Source organism: Maribellus maritimus, assembly GCF_022267315.1.
Taxonomy (GTDB): Bacteria; Bacteroidota; Bacteroidia; order Bacteroidales; family Prolixibacteraceae; genus Draconibacterium; species Draconibacterium maritimum.
This window is the reverse complement of sequence record NZ_JAIKLE010000012.1, coordinates 23491-43164: the sequence shown is the minus strand read 5'-3', so window position 1 is coordinate 43164 and position 19674 is coordinate 23491. Positions and strand designations below refer to the sequence as shown.

Annotated in this window: 15 protein-coding genes; 6 read left to right on the top strand and 9 right to left on the bottom strand. The window is 36.9% G+C overall.

Going from position 1 to position 19674, the window contains the following annotated elements:
• Positions 1–54 precede the first annotated feature (54 nt).
• From K5G00_RS12165 to K5G00_RS12155, 3 genes are all read right to left on the bottom strand, one after another.
• Positions 55–1068, bottom strand: coding sequence for a beta-ketoacyl-ACP synthase III (locus K5G00_RS12165; RefSeq protein WP_238766435.1), 1014 nt, complete (start codon positions 1066–1068; stop codon positions 55–57).
• Between the two features lie 166 nt (positions 1069–1234).
• Positions 1235–1420, bottom strand: a complete 186-nt coding sequence (gene rpmF / locus K5G00_RS12160; protein ID WP_158866614.1) for a 50S ribosomal protein L32 — start codon at positions 1418–1420, stop codon at positions 1235–1237.
• 12 nt (positions 1421–1432) lie between these two features.
• Complete coding sequence (locus K5G00_RS12155) at positions 1433–1975, bottom strand: YceD family protein (protein WP_238766434.1); 543 nt, start codon at positions 1973–1975, stop codon at positions 1433–1435.
• A gap of 408 nt (positions 1976–2383) precedes the next feature.
• On the opposite strand from K5G00_RS12155, the gene K5G00_RS12150 reads away from it, so the two are divergent.
• Together K5G00_RS12150 and K5G00_RS12145 are read left to right on the top strand one after the other, a co-directional pair.
• Positions 2384–4165: a DUF3103 family protein gene (locus K5G00_RS12150; RefSeq protein WP_238766433.1), complete on the top strand. Its 1782-nt coding sequence runs from the start codon at positions 2384–2386 to the stop codon at positions 4163–4165.
• 14 nt (positions 4166–4179) lie between these two features.
• Positions 4180–4740 (top strand): outer membrane beta-barrel protein, encoded by a 561-nt coding sequence (locus K5G00_RS12145; protein ID WP_238766432.1) that lies wholly within the window; start codon positions 4180–4182, stop codon positions 4738–4740.
• 79 nt (positions 4741–4819) lie between these two features.
• Here the strand turns inward: K5G00_RS12145 and K5G00_RS30045 are convergent, their stop codons facing one another.
• Both K5G00_RS30045 and dxs read right to left on the bottom strand, forming a co-directional pair.
• The gene (locus tag K5G00_RS30045) at positions 4820–5956 is read right to left on the bottom strand and encodes a sensor histidine kinase (RefSeq protein WP_238766431.1); all 1137 of its coding nucleotides are present in this window, start codon (positions 5954–5956) and stop codon (positions 4820–4822) included.
• 146 nt (positions 5957–6102) lie between these two features.
• Positions 6103–8013, bottom strand: a complete 1911-nt coding sequence (dxs, locus tag K5G00_RS12135; protein WP_238766430.1) for a 1-deoxy-D-xylulose-5-phosphate synthase — start codon at positions 8011–8013, stop codon at positions 6103–6105.
• Between the two features lie 128 nt (positions 8014–8141).
• Here dxs and K5G00_RS12130 point away from each other — a divergent pair, with 128 nt between their 5' ends.
• Positions 8142–9098 carry an OmpA family protein gene (locus K5G00_RS12130; RefSeq protein WP_238766429.1) on the top strand — a complete coding sequence of 319 codons (957 nt, stop codon included), beginning with the start codon at positions 8142–8144 and terminating at the stop codon, positions 9096–9098.
• Between the two features lie 51 nt (positions 9099–9149).
• Here the strand turns inward: K5G00_RS12130 and K5G00_RS12125 are convergent, their stop codons facing one another.
• Entirely contained in the window at positions 9150–9923 is a 774-nt protein-coding gene (locus K5G00_RS12125) for a type III pantothenate kinase (RefSeq protein WP_238766428.1), read from the bottom strand.
• Between the two features lie 120 nt (positions 9924–10043).
• Positions 10044–13238, bottom strand: coding sequence for a UvrD-helicase domain-containing protein (locus tag K5G00_RS12120; RefSeq protein WP_238766427.1), 3195 nt, complete (start codon positions 13236–13238; stop codon positions 10044–10046).
• 178 nt (positions 13239–13416) lie between these two features.
• Between K5G00_RS12120 and K5G00_RS12115 the strand changes: the two genes are divergently transcribed.
• From K5G00_RS12115 to K5G00_RS12105, 3 genes are all read left to right on the top strand, one after another.
• Entirely contained in the window at positions 13417–13914 is a 498-nt protein-coding gene (locus K5G00_RS12115) for a response regulator (protein WP_238766426.1), read from the top strand.
• A gap of 50 nt (positions 13915–13964) precedes the next feature.
• Positions 13965–15101, top strand: coding sequence for an alpha-L-fucosidase (locus K5G00_RS12110; protein WP_238766425.1), 1137 nt, complete (start codon positions 13965–13967; stop codon positions 15099–15101).
• Positions 15102–15191: 90 nt separating this feature from the next.
• Positions 15192–16634, top strand: coding sequence for an MFS transporter (locus K5G00_RS12105; protein WP_238766424.1), 1443 nt, complete (start codon positions 15192–15194; stop codon positions 16632–16634).
• Here the strand turns inward: K5G00_RS12105 and K5G00_RS12100 are convergent.
• Both K5G00_RS12100 and K5G00_RS12095 read right to left on the bottom strand, forming a co-directional pair.
• On the bottom strand, positions 16631–17146 hold the full coding sequence (locus K5G00_RS12100) for a DNA-3-methyladenine glycosylase (protein ID WP_238766423.1): 516 nt from the start codon (positions 17144–17146) through the stop codon (positions 16631–16633). The genes K5G00_RS12105 and K5G00_RS12100 overlap by 4 nt on opposite strands.
• On the bottom strand, positions 17146–19605 hold the full coding sequence (locus tag K5G00_RS12095; protein ID WP_238766422.1) for a YfhO family protein: 2460 nt from the start codon (positions 19603–19605) through the stop codon (positions 17146–17148). Before K5G00_RS12095 ends, K5G00_RS12100 begins: the two co-directional genes overlap by 1 nt.
• Between the last annotated feature and the right edge of the window lie 69 nt (positions 19606–19674).

Sequence of the window (19674 nt, the reverse complement as noted above, 5' to 3'; positions counted from 1 at the left end):
TGTAATGGCTCCAAAAGTAATTTTCTTTTTTTGCGAAAGAAGGTCTGTTTAGTATTATTTATCTTCAGTTGGATTGTAGGCCCATTTCAGGAAAACGCTTCCCCAGGTAAATCCTGCTCCAAATGCTGCAAGAATTATGTTGTCGCCTTTTTTCAGCTGATTTTCATAATCGTATAAACAAAGTGGTATTGTTGCAGCAGTAGTGTTTCCGTATTTTTGTATGTTGATCATCACTTTGTCTTTGTTTAACCCCATTCTGCGTGCTGTGGCATCGATAATACGCATGTTTGCCTGGTGCGGAACCAACCAAGCCACATTTTCAGATTTTAATTTGTTTTTTTTCATTATTTCAACAGCTACGTCGGCCATGCTTGAAACTGCTGCTTTGAAGACTGCCTGTCCTTCCTGGTACACAAAATGTTCGTCTCGTTCTACTGTTTCACAGGAAGCCGGGCGTAACGAACCGCCTGCTTTCATGTGCAGATGGTGTCGCCCAAGTCCGTCAACCCGATTGATATAATCAATAATCCCAACTTCATCGATGGTTGGCTCAAGCAAAACTGCAGAACTGGCATCTCCGAATAACGGACAAGTTGTGCGGTCCTTGTAGTTTGTAATGGAAGACATCATGTCGGCCCCTACAATTATAACTTTTTTATACCGACCCGATTCGATAAACTGAACACCGGTTGACAGTGCAAAAATGAACCCTGAACAGGCAGCATTTAAATCAAAACTCCAGGCATTGTGAATCCCGGTTTTGTGTGCAATAATATTTGCTGTAGCCGGAAATGGCATGTCGGGTGTAATGGTGGCACAAATTAACATATCTACTTCATCAGGAGAAGTGTTTGTTTTTTTTAACAGTTCCATTACTGCCGCCGCACCCATATCGCTGGTTGCTTTTCCTTCTTCTTTTAAAATACGGCGTTCTTTTATACCAATGCGTTGCATGATCCATTCGTCGGATGTGTCAACCATGGTACTTATTTCTTCATTTGTTAATTTATAATCGGGTAAAAAAGCTCCAACTCCTGTAATTGCTGCCCTGATCTTTGTTCTGCGCATTGTTGTATAATTGTTTCAAAAAAATCTGGGTGAATATAGAAGTAATATGCTGTTTATGCAATGAAACAGGGGTGTGACAGGCAAAGAGGTTAACAAATAATTAAGTTTATCCTGAACAATTAATTCGTATGTTCGAAAAATAAAAAAACCAGGTGTTGTACCTGGTTTAAATAGCAATTTCTTTTTCAATAACCTGCTTGCCTCTGTAGTATCCACATTCCGGGCAAACGGTGTGGTACTTTACTGTGGTTCCACAGTTTGAACAAGTTGCAAGCGTTGGGAGCGTAGCTTTGTAATGCGTACGCCTTTTATCCCTTCTCGATTTTGACGTTTTATGCTTCGGATGTGCCATCGTATTTTAATTTTAATTGTTATTTCCTAATTTACGTAATGCTTCCCAGCGAGGGTCAATTTGTTCCTGTTCTTCTTCCTCAGCCGGAGAATTCATATAATTTTTCAGTTTTTTTAGCATTTCTTTGTTGCATCCTCTTTTTCCTTCTTCATTTTTGGGATGAACATGCCGCAAAGGAATACTTAACATTGTATATTCATAAAAAATTTGCGCCAGGTTAATATGATGTTCTTCGGGTAAAACCCAAATTACATTTTCTCCGTCTTCAAACTCCTGTTCGCCAAATTTTACAAAAATTTCTGTTTTGTGTTTTATCTTTTGCTGGTAATTGTCCAGACATCGGTCGCACATGAGTTCTACCCAACCTTTTATTCTAATGTGAAGTTTCAAAAAAGCACTTCGTTTCTCCAACGTTACTTTTATCTCTGCTTCACCGTTATCAACCAGGCTACCTTCAAAGTGTTCAAAGAACTTACCGTCTACTTGGAATTCAAATTTATGCTCGCCTTCAGAAAGACCTTTAAAAGCAATGTTATATTTTGTTTTCCAATTCACGGCTCGAAAAAAGTGTTGCAAAAGTATAAATTTTTTATAAACACCCGAAAAATTCAAAGAATTATTTGTTTTCTTTAATCTCCTGAATATTATCTTGTGACGTTTAGAACAGTTCTAAATTTTTCGCGTTGTAAATATTTTTTTTTGAATTTAATATTCGTATTGTTACATTTGATTTGTTCCTCCTAGGAAAAAGCCCCTTATGGTGACATACATATTTTCATAAAGATGATACTTAAAAAGAGAATATAGAATTTATAATATTTTATGAATTTAAAGTCTATGTTTTCAATATAAATTCAAGGGTTAAAGCAACCCAGCCCTTATAAAAAAGACCGGGTTGCAGAACTTGTTTATTAACCAGAGTGGGAAGTTGCTGCCTTCCACTCATAAAACATTACAAAGAAAATGAAAAAATTTGTTGTTTTTATTATGGTCGTGTCGGTTTTAATCATTTTTAATGGTTGCCAGAAAGAAGTTGTTAATGTTTCAAATGATTCATTAGAAGAATTAGTAAATACAAAAAGTGTATCAGATTCTGAATTTGAAAAACATGAGTATAATGTATTTGTCAAAAAGTTTGCTAGGTCACTTGCTATGTCTTTGGATAATAGAGATATGAGGAAGATTTTAAAACAAGAAGCACTATGCAAGATTGATGGTGACTACGATGTCATTTGGAAGAATTTTAAACATTTTAATATAAAGAGTACAGATGGAGAAAAAACTGTGAAAAATGTTATCGCGAAGGAGATGGATGGGAAACAAAAGGAAAAAAATATTAAAGAGATTGATGACTTTAGCGAAAAATACAAGAAATTTCAGATTTCAATACCAGTTAAATGCGAGGAGTGGGATATAGATACTTATTCACCATATGTTGCTTTTTTACCTGCAGAATATGACGAAAAAATGGAAGTAATTGAAGCTTTTGATGCTAAGGGAAATCTCATTGAATTAAGTAATAAAGAGGCTCCAGACCATACTGTAATAGTAGTTAGCTTGAATGAAAGATCTGATAACAATGGAGAAATATTAGATCAATTTTTAAATTTAAAAGACGGAATAATTGGTGAACCATGTACTTCTCCTCCTACTTCTCCAAGTAGCTTAAATGCTACGACAACAAGAAATAGCATTATGTTGAGTTGGTCACAGACTTATCCTAGCGAAGTAACTTGCTTATCTGGATACAAAATTTATAGAAAGGCAGAAGATGAGTCCTCTTTTACATTTTTAGGACAGAATATCTTTAGTGGAGATAGGGTGTATTATGATTCTGACTTTGAATCTTCAGATGCTAATAAGTCATTTTCCTACTATGTAACTGCTTATGGTTTAGCGGGAGAGTCGTTACCTTCCAACATTGCTTCTGCGATTGCTCCTAACCCTCCAAATCCCGTAATATCTTTCGATGTGACAAACTATGCGTATAGGACAGCATTTTTAAACTGGAATAACGATAACAATGACTATCATTCAGAGACTCGAATATATAGAACCAATGTAAATTCAAATCCTTATTTTGAACTTTTTCAAAGTTATACTGATAATACATCTGATTATTTTGATACTAATTTAACACCTGGCCAAAAATATCATTATAAAATTGTGCATGTAAATGGGATCGATGAATCGAATGCAAAATATGATTTTGTCCGAATTCCATATCGTGATATAAATACAGGCAGTCCTGTGTATATTACTAATATATCGTTTACTGATTGGGAATTAGAGGAGTGGCCTGCGGGTAAACCTGAATTCCAGATTTGGGTTGCTAATGCTGATAAAATAACCGGTTTTAAGGACTTTGTGGTGGGGAGTACAAATAAAGAAAGTGGTAGGCGTTATGACTTTTCTTCCAGGACTAAATCTCAGGATTTCAGTGAAAATGCATTATTTCTCTGGAACCCACAGTATTGGGAGGATTTGGTTGCAATAAAAGTAATAGAACATGACGAAGATTTAGGGGATAATAGTGAGAATTCTTCAATTGGAACAAAAGTTAATTTAAAAAATGATGAAGATGCAACATTGAGTTATTCTTTAACGGGACAACTTGCGTTCAGTTTTGAAGATCATTCCGAAGATTGTGGCACAACGTATTACAATTATTTCGATAATACGTGTACTGAACTTAGTGCAGGCTTTAATTGGGGTGTTAAGTTGCAAATAGACGTTTCTAACTAGTTGAACATATAATTATGAGAAAAATAGTACTCTTTTTTTTGTTAATAATTTTATCAATTGGTGGTAATTCTCAGAATAAGCAGAATAGTATTAGCATTGGGGTGAATAGGATGCAGCCAACAAATACGGGGTCCAACTATGAAGCCGATGTTGGATTCCAGATTAATCTATTTTCTCGAAAAGTTATTTCGAAATCATTTTCATTTGAAAAAGGAGTATCTATAATTTATACTAGATTTGATGATCATAAGGAACATGAACTGTTATTAGAGAATAATACCTACTCTTTAAGTGTCCCTTTAAAATATTACTGGACAAGAATAAATTACGCTCACCCTTTTTTAGGAATTGAAGGCATCTGGCGCTTTTACAGTGATACTGATTATTTTGCTTTAAACATTCAAAAAAATGAAGTATCCAAGTTGCAGTTAGCATTTATTCTTGGTACAGAAGTTAGAATTTTGAAGCAGTTTGATATAAGTTTAAAATATCTTTTAACACCATACTTAATATCTTATGGAACAATGGATCTTAATGGGTTTCAAGTTTCATTAATATATACGTTTAACTATTGAACTAAGAAGAACTAGCTTCAGAATCAAACAAAGCCTACTCCTAAAGAAATCATGCTTTAGGAGTGGCTTCTATAATGTTTCACTTATTCAACACAATCCGGAAAGTGGTTCCTTTTCCAATTTCTGAGGATTTTATAAAAATTTTGCCATTGTGGTAGTTTTCAATGATTCGTTTTGCCAGTGAAAGCCCAAGCCCCCAACCCCGTTTTTTTGTTGAGTAGCCCGGGTTAAAGACTGTTTTGTGTTGCGATTTGTGAATTCCTTTACCGGTATCCGAAACATCGATGTTAATTGTATTTTCTTTTTCTTTTACACTAATAGTTATTGTGCCGTTGTTGTCCATTGCATCAATGGCATTTTTACAAAGGTTTTCAATCACCCATGAAAACAAGGCTGCATTTAAAGGAGCGGGAATAAAATGGTTTTCGCCAAAGGAAGTTTCAAATTTAACTTTGCCCGAAGAACGTGTTTTAAGATAACTAACGGTTGAGCTCAGTACGTCAACCAGATTTTGTTGTAACAATTCCGGTTTAGAACCGATTTTGGAAAACCGTTCGGTTATTTTTTCCAGTCGTTGCGTGTCTTTTTCAAACTCACTAACCAGGGTTTTGTCAACATTTTGTAATTTTAATAATTCAATCCAGGCCATTAACGATGAAATTGGCGTGCCCAACTGGTGGGCTGTTTCTTTTGACATGCCAACCCAAACCTGATTTTGTTCTGCCTTTTGTGTGGCATTGAAAGCGAAATAGGATACCAAAATGAATATTACAATTACCACAAGCTGAACCAACGGATAATAACGAAGGTTGCGCAAAATATTTGACTCGCTAAAATAAAGTAAAAGCGTATTATTTTCTGAGAGTTTTATCGGAATAGGGGGAGAATAGTCTTTCATTCTTTTAAGTTCTTTTGTAAGAACTTGTTCCCTTCTTTCCTTTTTGTAATTGATGTTGAAATCATTATTAAAAGAACCGTCGGGATTTACGATAATAATTGGAATGGTTGTATTCTGTTCCAGAATTTCATTTATAAATGTTAAATAAGCAGAATTTAGTTTTTGAAAATCGGATGATGAGCCCGTTGCGCTTCCGCTGTCAACAAATCGTTTTGTTGCTTCAGCCCAGAGTTCTACTTTTTTACGCTCTTCCTGAGCCATTTTCCCTGAAAGCCAGTTGGTATAAAGGAGTGATACAACGCCAATTATTACTGCCACAATAAGCAGCAAAATTTTGCCGCGTTTTCTTTTTAAATAAATATCCAATACAAAACGTTTTTATTTCAATAGTTGAAAACGAATGAAAGATATAAATATTATATCAGATAAAACAGGATTTCTTACTGAACGGGCCCACGCTGTAATTATGATTTTTTCAGAATCTCCAGGACTGAAGTTTTTATTCCTTTTGCATCAATATTACATTCCTTGTATAAATCTTCCGGGGTTCCATGTTCAATAAACCGGTCGGGGATACCCAGAATTTTTATTTGGTTTGAAAATCCGTTTTCTGCCATAAATTCCAAAACAGCACTTCCAAAACCACCTTTAACTGTCCCGTCTTCAACAGTTATAATGGTTTTAAATTTTTTGAATACCTGTGTTAATATTTCCTTATCGAGTGGTTTTACAAAACGCATATCATAATGTGCTGCTGAAACTCCTTCTCCGGAAAGACTTTCTACTGCCCGCTGTGCAAAAATTCCAGATTTCCCAATAGTTAAAATGGCAATATCTTCACCCTCGGATAATACGCGACCTTTGCCGATTTCTATTTTTTCGAATGGTTTCTTCCAGTCGGGTTTTATTCCGCAACCACGCGGGTAACGAATTGAGAACGGCTGAGCGATATCATCAAGTTGGGCGGTATACATCAAATTACGTAAATCAATTTCATCCATTGGAGCAGAAATAATCATGTTGGGGATCAAGCGCATGTATGAAATGTCAAAAGCTCCATGGTGGGTCGGCCCATCTTCTCCAACAAGCCCTCCGCGGTCGAGGCAAAAGACAACATGTAATTTTTGCAGGGCCACATCGTGAATGATTTGGTCGTAGGCACGTTGCATAAAAGTGGAGTAGATGTTACAAAACGGAACCATTCCCTGGGTTGCCAATCCGGCCGAAAAAGTAACGGCATGTTGCTCTGCTATCCCCACATCAAATGCGCGATCAGGCATCTTTTCAATCATCAGGTTCATTGAACATCCGGTTGGCATGGCCGGAGTAATACCAACAATCTTTTTATTTTTTTCGGCCAATTCGACTAATGTTTCACCAAAAACATTTTGGAATTTTGGTGCTTTATCAATCGGACAGTCGCACGAGTATATTTCACCTGTAACCTTATCAAAAAGACCCGGAGCATGAAACTTGGTTTGGTTGATTTCAGCTTGTTTAAATCCTTTTCCTTTTTTGGTTATAACATGCAATAACTTAGGGCCGGGAATGTCTTTTAAATCTTTTAAAACTTTTGTAAGATAAACAATATCGTGTCCGTCTACCGGGCCAAAATACCTGAAATCAAATGCCTCGAAAAGATTGTTTTCTTTTAAGATTATGTTTTTCAGGGCATGTTGGTTTTTTTGAAGGAACCGACGGGTTTTCTGTCCAAAGCCATCAAGTTTACCCAATCCTTCCCAAACATCTTTTTTAAATCGGTTGTAGGAATGAGATTTTGAAATGTTTAACAAATACTGGCTGAATCCACCTACACTAGGGTCGATTGCCATATTGTTATCATTCAGAATAACAAGAATATCGGATTTTCCTGCTCCGGCATTGTTCAGGGCTTCAAAAGCCATTCCTCCTGTCATTGCTCCGTCGCCGATTACGGCAACAATTTTTCTATCCTTTTCTCCTTTTATTTTGGAAGCTACTGCCATCCCAAGTGCGGCAGAGATAGAAGTTGATGCATGACCAACGCCAAAAACGTCGTATTCACTTTCTGTTCTTTTCGGAAATCCACTTAATCCTTTGTATTTTCTATTGGTGATAAAAGTTTGCCGGCGACCAGTCAGAATTTTATGCCCGTAAGCCTGGTGTCCAACATCCCAAACCAAAAGATCATGCGGGGTGTTATAAACATAATGCAAGGCTACGGTAAGTTCCACAACTCCAAGGCTGGCCCCAAAATGCCCGGGGTTTGTCGAAACAACATCAATAATAAAATTTCTTAAATCATCACAAACTACCGGAAGTTCCTCAAGTTTCACTTTTTTGAGTTCTTCCGGGTTATTTATTTTTTCAAGTATTCTCCCCTTTATTTCATCCATATTTGCGAAAAAATATCGTCAAAGATATAACAAATCCTAAACAACAGTTTGTTCAAAAGAGATTTAAATCTTATTTGTTCTACATTGTAAAAGAAGTAATTTTATCAAAAAAATAAAATGACAAAACTATGAAAACAGGAAAAAAGATATTGTTACTCGGCAGTCTGATTATTTTCATATCTTCATGTGTCTCCCTAAAAGAGTTTAATGAAACCAAAGACAGGCTTACAACAGAGAATGAGCAGCTAAAACGTAACAAAATGGATTTGGAGGCCGCCAATGCTGAATTAAAGAGTCGGGTAGAACAATTGAATTCGCAGAATAAGGAATTGCGGAGTCAGCTGGAGGAAGCGCTTTATGATTTAAATGTTCAGAAACAAAGTAACAGCGCTTTACAAAAAGACGTAGATGATCTTCAAAAGCAAATGGAGGCTCTAAATTCGGGAAGTTCTGCTGAGATTGAAAAGCTTTTAGCTGAATTACAGGAAGCCCGGGGTGATTTGAATAGTCGGGAAGACAAATTGCGGGCGGCGGAAAAAGAACTGGAAGAACGAAATGCTAAGCTTATAGAGTTGCAGAATATACTTGCTCAACAGGAACAGGCTGTTCAGGATTTAAAGAAAAAGGTTATGGATGCTTTGGTTGGCTTTAACAACAACGGGTTGACAGTTCATGAAAAAAATGGAAAAGTGTATGTTTCGCTGGAAGAAAAATTGCTTTTTAAAACTGGACAGTGGGATGTTGATCCCAAAGGGCAGCAGGCTTTAAAAGAACTGAGTAATGTTTTGGCACAAAATCCCGACATTAATATAATGGTAGAAGGACACACAGACGATGTTCCGATGCATGGTTCCGGAGCAGTGAAAGACAACTGGGATTTAAGTGTAATGCGTGCAACTGCCGTTACAAAAATTCTGACTCAAAATAAACAAATCGATCCAAAAAGAATAATAGCAGCGGGGAGAAGTGAATATTTACCGCTTTTGGCTGATAAAACAACGGAAGGACGCCAGATGAACCGTCGAACAGAAATTATTCTTACACCCAATTTGGACGAATTGCTCGAAATTATTGATATGAACTGAACCAATTATAGTGAACGCTAAAAAGACGGCAACGTTTTTGTTTGCCGGAAATTATTTCTCACCAACAAACGAGTTTATATGGTAAAGACCATCGAGTGTTAAAAGCGGCTCAATGGTCTTTATTTTTTTTGTGAGTGGCGCAACAACAGAACTCAAACCGCCGGTAGCAACCACATGCAGTTTTTCGTTTAATTCTTCTTCTGTTCTTTCAATAATAGAATCAACAAGGCCGGTGTATCCAAACACAATACCTGACTGTATTGCATGAATGGTATTTTCGCCCAAAACTGAAGGCGGAGGAGTAAGATGAATTTGTGGTAACTGCGCTGTTTTTCCTGCAAGCGCGCTTACCGCTGTATTTAATCCCGGAGCAATAGCGACTCCTCTGATTTCCGAGTCTTTTCCGATTGTGGTAAAAGTAAGTGCTGTACCAAAATCAATAACAGTAGTTAATTTGCCGTATTTCTGAAATGCAGCAACAGAATTGGCTACCAAATCTGCCCCTATTTCATAAGGATTTAGCACCTTCACGGGCAACTTTTTGTAAATATCAGGATTTACGATAGTTTGTTTTGATTCGGGGTACAGACCTTTTAACATTTCTGAAAACGGATGTACAAGCGATGGTACAACACTGCTCAGAATAATTTGTGTAATGTTGGTATTACAAATTTTTCCGCCGTTTAATAACGATCGGAAAATGACTTCGTATTCGTCGGCAGTTTTTAGGTGGTCGGTTTGAATGCGCCAATGATTTTTCCATTCATTATTTTCGTTCACTCCAAAAACAATGTTTGTATTTCCTACATCTATTGCCAGTAACATGATAAATTGGTTAAAATTTCAATTTCCAAAATACAAATATCAGATAATTTTCATTGTTCGTAAATTCGCAAAAGGTTTTTCATAGGATTTTTAAGATGAAGTTTTAGCATTTCATTAAAATCAAAATAAACTGAGTTGGTTATCTTGTTCTTTTTCTTTTTGAGGAGGTCTGTTTTTTATTTGCAGAAGCAACTCCTGTTGGATTGAATTTAAAAAAGGGCTTTTCGGAAGATTAAATTTTCTTCCGCGGATGGTTCTCGTTTTTGCATTGGTGAGGTAAAGTAACTTTTTTGCTCTGGTCATTCCCACGTAAAGCAGTCGTTTTTCTTCATCTTCATCCACTTCATTTTTATATAAAGTATAGGGAAGTAGTCCTTTTTCGCACCCGGGAATAAAAACACATTCAAATTCCAGTCCTTTTGATGCATGTAACGTCATTACCGAGACGGCTTCCAGGCTTTTGTCGTATGCGTCGGTTCCCAATCCCAGTTTTAGAAATTGCAAAAATTCAGAAACAGATTTTTTCTCCGTTGCGAGGTTGATAAAACGTTTCCACTCGTTGGGTTGAATCTCTTCTTTGTCAAAATATTCTTTTTTAACAAAGTCGAGAAAGGAATTTACATCTGGCTTTTTTAACTGTGTTTTTACCAATTCAAACTGAAGTTGGGAAATATTTTTCTTTTTCAATTTAAAAACAGGGGCTGCCTGTTCAAACGAATCAAGCAAAAATGCACCGATAATATCTGTAAAACTTTGAAACGGTTCCTGTTTAAAATAGGGTATGGTTCCTGCTTCCTGGTAGGGTACATGATGATCGCGCAGTGCTTTTGTGATGGCTTCAAACTGATTGCGCGTGCGGCATAAAACTGCCAAATCAGACAAACTGTTTATGGTTTCGTTTTTATCGCCTTGCGCTACCGAACTGTCAATGGAAAAGAAACTTACACCACCAACCAAATCAACAATCTGGCGGGCTATAAATTCAGCTTCGGCAGCGCCGGAAGGTTGTTCGGAAATTGAAATTTGTACGCCTTCATTTAATCCTTCCAAAAGGCCGGATTGTTCGATTACATTTGACGAAGCTGTTAGAATGGTTTGAGAACAGCGGTATGATTTGGTGAGACGAAAGATTTTGGCTTTCGGATAATCTTCCGAAAATTTTGAGATATAACCCGAATTTGCACCGCGGAATCCGTAGATCGATTGGTTAGCATCACCCACAACACATAAATTTGAGTTGGAGTCGGGGGCCAGCAAACGAAGCAATTTGTATTGCGTATCGTTGGTATCCTGGTATTCATCAACAAAAATAAACTGATATTTGTCTCTTAGTTTTTTTGTTATTTCTTTGTTTTCAGAAAGAAGCTGAACCGGTTTTTCAATCAAATCGTCAAGATCAAAAGCATTTAGTTTTTGTAATTCGTTTTCATACTTTTTAAAAAACGGATTTTCCGGCAGGCTTCCTTTTTTTATTTTGGAAATCTCCGCCGAAAGTCTTTTTGTTTCACTTCCTTTTTCTTTGGAAATTGACTTGATAATTTCTTTTTTCAGGCTTTCATCAACAAGAATAAAGTTTGCATTACGGTTGAACTCCGCATTATAATCTTTCAAGATAGCAAGCCCAAAAGCATGAAATGTTGAAACCGTAACTTCACCCGACTGGTTTTTATTTTTTAAAATTGCTTCAAGGCGTTCTTTTAGTTCACCGGCGGCTTTGTTTGTAAACGTGATGGCCAGTATCTCGTCTGGTTTTGTATGATGATTTCCAATCAGCCAAGCAATTTTGCCGGTTAAGGTTTTTGTTTTGCCGGTTCCGGGGCCGGCAATAATTAACGAGGGCCCCTCAATGTGCTGAACCGCAGTGAATTGTTCCGCGTTTAAATTGTCAAAAGTTGGCTGTTGTGCTTTTTGAGTTTCATATTTTTGCTCTTTTTCCGCAGCCAGATTTTTTAACTCTGTTTTTTTGCGAATGAGTTTTTGAATTCCTTTTAAATCAAAATTTATCAACGCTCGTTTTTCAGGAGGCGCAGGTTTTTCTATTTGAAAAAGCGCATTTGTAGCTTCGAAGTTTTTAGCCTCACCGTTTTTGAAGACTTTAATAACACCATATTCTCCGTCGTAACCTTCCTGTATGATAATTTCGCGACTGCGCATTCGTCGAATGGCTTCTGCCAAAGTTTTTGACGTTTTTTTCTCGATTTCTTCAATTGGCATTTCCAGTAAAATGTCGAGCTCTTTACCCAGTTTTTGAATGGTTTGCGAATATTCTTCCGCAACTTTTTTTGACTTTACACCCACTCCTGCAATTTCTGAAAGAATTTCAGGAAGTGGAATTATCGATTTAAAGGGCAATTTGTTGGGACGTGCTGAAATATCTTCTCTGTCGGTAAGTTGAATCACGCGGTTCATTACTCCAACGGTTACCGGCTTTTTGCATGATGGACAGATTTCATTGTGTTTTAGTGTTTCAACCGGATCCCAGCAGATATTGCATTTCCTGTGTCCGTCGTAATGATATTTGCCTTCTTGCGGAAACATATCAATGGTTCCGTGGTACTTTCTCGGATCTCCCGTTTTTAGCGCTTCCACCAACGAAAAATAATCAAGCTCCGTATTAAAAACATTGGCATTTCGTCCCAGCCGGTCGGGAGAATGTGCGTCGGAATTGGAAACCAATGTAACATTATCGAGAAAAGAGCAAAGCCAGTTCATCGGAGGATCTGTTGAAAGTCCGGTTTCGATGGTATGAATGTGTGGAGAAAGATCGGCAAAACATTCTTTAAGCGAATCAAAACCTGATTTGGACCCCAGCATCGAAAACCATGGAGTCCAAATATGTGCAGGGATAAAATAATTGTTATCTCCGCATTCCAGAACTATTTCAAGCAGATCGCGGGAGTCGAGCCCGAGAATTGGACGCCCGTCGGATGTAAGGTTACCTCCGAGATCGATAAGTCGTTGATTTATTTTTTCTGCTTCTTCAAAACCGGGAACTAAAACAACATTATGTACTTTTCTCACTTTTCCGCCACGTTTGTAAATATTACTGATTTCGGCAGTAAGCAAAAAATGTGTATCGTTATCGCCCAGAGGAGATTCAAGTTTATAATTGCTTTTAAGTTTGAAAAAACCATTTCCATCCGGTTCTGTTTTTTCTTTCAACTCATCAAGCCATCCGGGATGCGTGAAATCCCCCGTACCGACAATTTTAATTCCCTTTAATCCTGCATGATAGTCCAGGTATTCAGGTGTGAGTGTTTTGCTTGTTGCCCTTGAAAAGTGAGAGTGTATATGTAAATCAGCAATATATTTCATAACAAATTAATTGGTTTAAAATATACGCGATTTTGAGAGACTAAACCAAACATTTAAGCGTTAATTTATTATGTCGCTGTAAAAGGGTTATTTTATTGTTTGGTTAAGAAGTTAATGGTTTGCGATCTGAAAAAAATATAGTATTTTTAAACAGAAGCTAAAGTAAAAATCAGATGATATGCAAAAAGCAAAAAATCCGCTAATTTTTGTCGTAGAAGACAGTTTGGTTTACAAGGATTTAATTGTTGGTTATTTAAAATCAAAAAAGTATCAGAACATTAAAACATTTAAAAGCGGTGAAGAGTGTTTAAAAATGATAGATTTAAAGCCTGATCTGATTGTTTTAGATTATTCATTTGAAGGAATTAATGGTCTTGAGTTGATGAAAAAAGTGAAAGAAGATCATCCGGAAATTGACTTTATTTTTTTAAGCGCCCAAAACGAAGTTGAAGTTGCAGTAAAAATTATGCGGATGGGGGCGGCTGACTATATCATAAAAAATGAAAAAGCACCTCATAATTTGCTACGTTCAATCGAACATCTGATTTCAGTAACCAGGGAAATTAAAATCAGGCAAGGATTTAAAATAGGTGTCATTGGTTTTTTTATCATGTTATTTGTTATCATTATGGTAATTATATTAATGACAATTTTTCTGGAAGACTTTAATTTGTAATTTTTTGCTTTCTTTTTCCTGATTTTTAACTCAACCTAAAACATTTTAAATTGAAAAGAAATATACAGCTATTTGTTGTTTTGTTTTTTACAACTTTTACACTTGTTTCCTGTTTGCAGAAAGAAAAGGAAGTTCCTGGCTATTTAAAATCATATTCAAAGGAGTATCTTGAGAATCCGAGGCAAGCCAATTTGAAATGGTTTACCGATGCTAAATACGGCATGTTTATTCATTACGGACTTTATGCACAACTTGAAAAAGGAGAGTGGGTACAATTAAGGGATACAATTCCTGTGGCTGAATATGCTAAATTGAAGGAAACGTTTACTGCCGCTGACTTTGATGCTGATTTTATTACCGATCTAGCGCTAAAAGCAGGGATGAAATATATTACCATCACATCAAAACATCATGATGGTTTTTGTCTTTTTAAAACCGGGCAGACAGACTTTAACAGCATAAATTCTCCCTGTGGAAGGGATTTAATTGGAGAGCTGGTAGAGGCCTGTAACAACAAAGGGTTAGGTATATTTTTATATTATTCTTATGCCGCCGATTGGAAACATCCCTATTTTTATTCGTGTGAAGCGGGTTGGCAAAATGCACGACCTGCCTATAAAGAACCACAGGCGGAGTATAAATTTCAAAAAGATGAAGATTTTAAAATTTATGTGGATTATGTTCATGCGCAGGTGAAAGAGTTGTTAACACAATATCCAACCATTGCAGGTATTTGGTTTGATCCGATAATGGGATTATATAACCGGCCAGACCTTTTCCCGGTAGAAGAAACTTATGCGCTCATCCGGGAGTTGAGCCCTCATGCGCTTATTTCATTTAAACAAGGTGCCAACGGCGACGAAGATTTTTCAGCACCCGAAAGAAATGCAGGTGCAAAGGTAGGCGCAGAATTTGAGGTTGCTCAAATGGTATACGAAAAAAATAAAAACAAACCCAAAGAAATTTGTAATACGCTTCAGAACCATGCCTGGGGCTACAATAAACAGGACGACGGAAATCATAAAACAACTGAACAACTGTTGCAGATAATAAAAGATACATGGGTGCAGGATGCTAACCTTTTGATGAATGTTGGACCTTTGCCTGACGGAGGATTTCCGGAGGAAGATATTAAAACGCTTACCGAGACTGGTGAGTTATTAAAAAGTCAGGGACTAGTTGACTAAAAATTAAAAAAAGTGTGCTGACCTGATTTTTTACAGTTTCCTTTCTGTCATATTTATTACCTTTCCGCCTTCATCAAAAAAATTGAGAATATGGGTTTTATCTCTTTAATGAAAAAGTACAATACAACTTTTTGGGCTTCTAATACCATTGAACTTTTTGAACGCTGGGCCTGGTACGGATTTTACCTCGCTTTTGCGCTTTATTTGGTAAACTCAAAAGATACAGGTGCCTTAGGGTTGACGCAGGCACAAAAAGGAGTGATCATGGGAACCGGTTCTATGTTGTTGTATTTTTTGCCTGTAATTACGGGAGCCATTGCCGACAAAGTTGGGTATAAGAAAATTCTGTTTCTTTCATTTACACTTTATGTTTCAGGATTTTACATGATTAAGAGTTTTGATACCTTCGGCTGGATGTTTTTTGCATTTGTATGGACTTGCGTGGGGGGCGCTTTTTTTAAACCCATTATTTCGGCCATGGTTGCCCGCACTACAACTGATGAAACATCATCAATCGGGTTTGGCATTTTTTATATGATGATAAACATAGGAGGATTTATCGGGCCGTTTATTGCCGGTATTTTAATGCAAAAAACATGGGACTATGTATTTTATATGTCAATTATGGCAATTGGGGTAAACTATATCATTACTCTGTTTTTCTTTCGTGAACCGGTTATTAAAGAAGGTGACTCATCATTACTTGACAATATTTTACAGGCATTTGTAAATATTTTTACTACGCTTAAAAATTGGAAATATGTAATGTTTCTGATAATAATGATTTTGTTTTGGACTGCCTTTAATCAGTTGTATTATTCGTTTCCTGTTTTTATCGATCAGTGGGTTGATACATCTGTTGTTTATAATGGTATTCACTCGTTTTGGCCGTGGTTGGCAGAATCGATTGGGACAAGTGAGGGTACAATTACAGCGGTAACAATGTCAAGTATGGATTCTTTTTACATTATTATTTTTCAGTTGATGGTTTCGGCTTTTGTAATGCGCTTTCGCCCGTTGGCAGCAATGATGGGAGGAATACTGGTTTTAGCCGGTGGCCTTGGATTAATGTTTTCAAATCAAAGTGGCTGGCTCATTTTACTAGGTGTTTTGATTTTTGCTCTCGGGGAAATGGCTAGTTCTCCAAAATTTACCGAATATGTGGGAAGAATTGCACCACCAGATAAAAAGGCACTTTATATGGGAACCTCGTTTCTCCCGATTGCTGCCGGACATCAGTTAGCGGGCTGGCTTTCAGGTGGTGTTTATGAAAAAATTGCTGATAAAATCTATTTGTTGCAACAGGAAGTAACCAGCAGGGGAATTTCTTTGCCGGAGATCTCAGAAGAAGTGACAAAAAATGATTATGTCGAAATGGCGTCAGAAAAGCTTGGTCTGCAGGGAACAGAGCTCACCAACTTTTTATGGAACAATTATCATCCCGCAAATATTTGGATGATATACGCCGGGGTAGCAGTTGGCGCTGTTGTTTTCCTTTGGTTGTATGATAGGTTTGTAATCGGGAAAAACTAATCATCGATAAAGTATCTCCACGGTTTGCTTATCCATGGCTCTCCCGCATATTGAATTCCAATCCGGGGAGATGTATGAATAGTCACTTTTTCGTTGGAATCTTCAATCCATATCCGGTTTGATGTTGAGAGGTCTTCACCGTAAAATGTCTTGTCCAGTTGAAGCGCTTTCCCAACTCTTCCCGGACCGGAAATTCCTTCTAATCCACGAATGAGAATTGCAGACGCATCATTTTCAGAACCCGCTACAATATTTAGCATCCAGTACATTCCATAAATGAGATAAACATAAATTACGCCTCCCTCATGAAACATAATTTCTGTTCGGGGCGTTCTTCCTTTACTCGCGTGGCAAGCTAAGTCTTGGGTTCCGCGATAAGCTTCTACCTCGGTAATTTTGTAACGGTGGATTGTTTTGTTATCAAGTTTTCGAATGAGAGTTTTTCCCAGCAAGTTAGGAGCAATATGTATAACATCGTGCTGAAAAAAATCACATGAAAGCCGCAGATGCATCAATTTTTTTTCTTTTTCCTTCTAAATTCAACAAAGCCATAAGCAATAACAGCAAAAATCAGAACAAAGGAACTTGCAAGAGAGATCTTATTGCCAATGTAATATGATTTTGGTTCAAATTTAAATTCAACTGTATGTTCGCCTTCGGGCAAAACCATAGCCCTTAAAACATAATTAACTCTAAAGTGCGGAACTTTATTGCCATCAACATAAGCGTCCCATCCATTTGCATAATATATTTCAGAAAAGACAGCTAGTTGTTCAGTGGCTGTACGCGCAGAATATTTTAAGTAATTTGGTTGATATTCGGTTAATGTTATGGAACCATTTTCGTCTTTTTTAAACTCTTTATTATTTAAAAATTCTTCAAATCGTTGGTCAACAATTGCTGTTTCAGAGGGAATAAAATCATTCATCGCATCTATTTCATCATCTGCATTTTTAACCATTTTATAATCAGATACAAACCAGGCATTACCCAAGGCATTGGGGTTTTGAATTGGTGCCTGATTCAGATCATATATAATGTATCGGGTATTGAGCATATTTATTGCAGGGAGGTCGCTAAAAACGGATTCCATATTATCACCTGCCTGTAATTTTTTTACCATTTCCTGAATTTCCGGCATTAGGTGAAAGTCGATCAATTCCTGATAACGCCTGAGTTTAGCAGCATGATACCCACCTACGTTTTTATGGTAATATGAGGTTCTTGCATCTTGAAAAGGATTTTGCAGGGGTAAAACACGGTAGCTCAGGTTGGTATCTTTTAAAATCTCCTTGTCGACCGGCATCATTGGAAAGGGATTCTCAACTTCTTTTTTCGACTCAAAGTTATCATTGTTAAGGTAGCGTTTATCAACGCCCCAAAGGTCGATAAGTATCAGAACTCCCAGAATTCCAACAAACAAATTTGTTTTGATTTTTTGTAAATTCCATACATACAATGCTCCCACTCCCAATATAACAAAGAGGAAAGAACGGAAAGCATCGCTTCGGAGCATGGCTTTGCGGTCTGCAATAACACTGTCAATTAACCAATCCGGATATCTTATAGCATCTGTGGCATTTGAAAAATTACCTGCAATGCCGGGTAAAATTACAAATAGAAGAGAAATACCACCTGTAATTATGACTGACCATTTAAGTCCGTTTAACCAGATTTTTTTATCAACTTTTCCGGTTAATATGTTGTTAAGCGCTATAAAGCCAAGCAGAGGCATAGCCAGTTCAGTAATGCTCAATATAATTGTGGGAGCTCTGAATTTATTATATAGCGGAAGATAATCAAGAAGAAAGCTGGTCAACCACATAATATTTCCTCCCCAGGAAAGAATAATTGTGAAAACAGTGCTTAAAAGAAGCCACCATTTCATTGGTCCCTGTACAACAAAAAGGCCAAGAATAAAAAGCAAAACTACAATTGCACCAACATAAACAGGCCCGGCTGTACTTGGCTGATCGCCGTGATAGGTACTTACTGCCCGTATATTTTGCCGAAGGTTCTGTACTCCCTGTCTTCTCATGGTTTGGTAGCTTTCGGAATCAATCCCCGGGTTTATCTGACTTGCTCCACCTTTAAAATTTGGAATCAATAAAGTAAGTGTTTCATCAATTCCGTAGCTCCATTGAACAACATAATCTTTGTCTAGACCGGAAGTTTGGTTCTCTTCCTGGTGTGTTAATTCAGAGGGGCCGCGTATAGTTTCGTGGGAGTATTCCCAGGTAGTCAGAAGTATCGTGAGGTTTAGGCCAATAGCAATAAGGACAGCGGGGATGAATGTTAATATTGTTTTTAGATATTGAGACAGTCTTTTTTTTATCAGTGAGTCAATAAACATAACAGTCAAATAAATGGCAATAAGTATAAAACCATAGTAAGTAATCTGAAAATGATTGGCTTTTATTTCCAGTGCTAAAAAAATAGATAATAATAGCGCACCCCAAAATCTTTTTTTATTAAAAGCAACAACGATGCCTGCAACTATTCCCGGGAGGTATCCAATTGCAATAGCCTTTGAAGTATGGCCTGCTGAAAGAATTATGATAAGATATGTTGAAAAAGCAAAAGCAATGGCTCCAACAATAGCTAACCACCGATTTATTCTCAATGAGATCAACAAGATATAAAAACAAAAAAGATATAAAAAGATAAAGCTAAAAGGTCGCCCTAGAAACTTCACTACTTGGTCTATTGATTTAAGGATGACGTTTTTTTGTCCGAAATTAATTTGGTAACCCGGCATTCCTCCAAACATACTGTTGGTCCATAGAGGATTTGTATCAGTTTCTTTTTGAAAAGTTATTATTTCGTTAGACATTGCAATTGAAGCTAAATTGTCATGCCCAACTATTTTCTTTCCTTCAAGGGCCGGATAAAAATATATAATTGACAGCAAAACAAATACTAGTAATGCAATAATAATCGGTGTTGATTTTGTTAAAGTTGACTTGATCATGCTTTTAGTTCTTTAAGAAATCTATTTGTGGTTAAAAGTAAGTTATTCGTTTTTATATCGGAAATATTT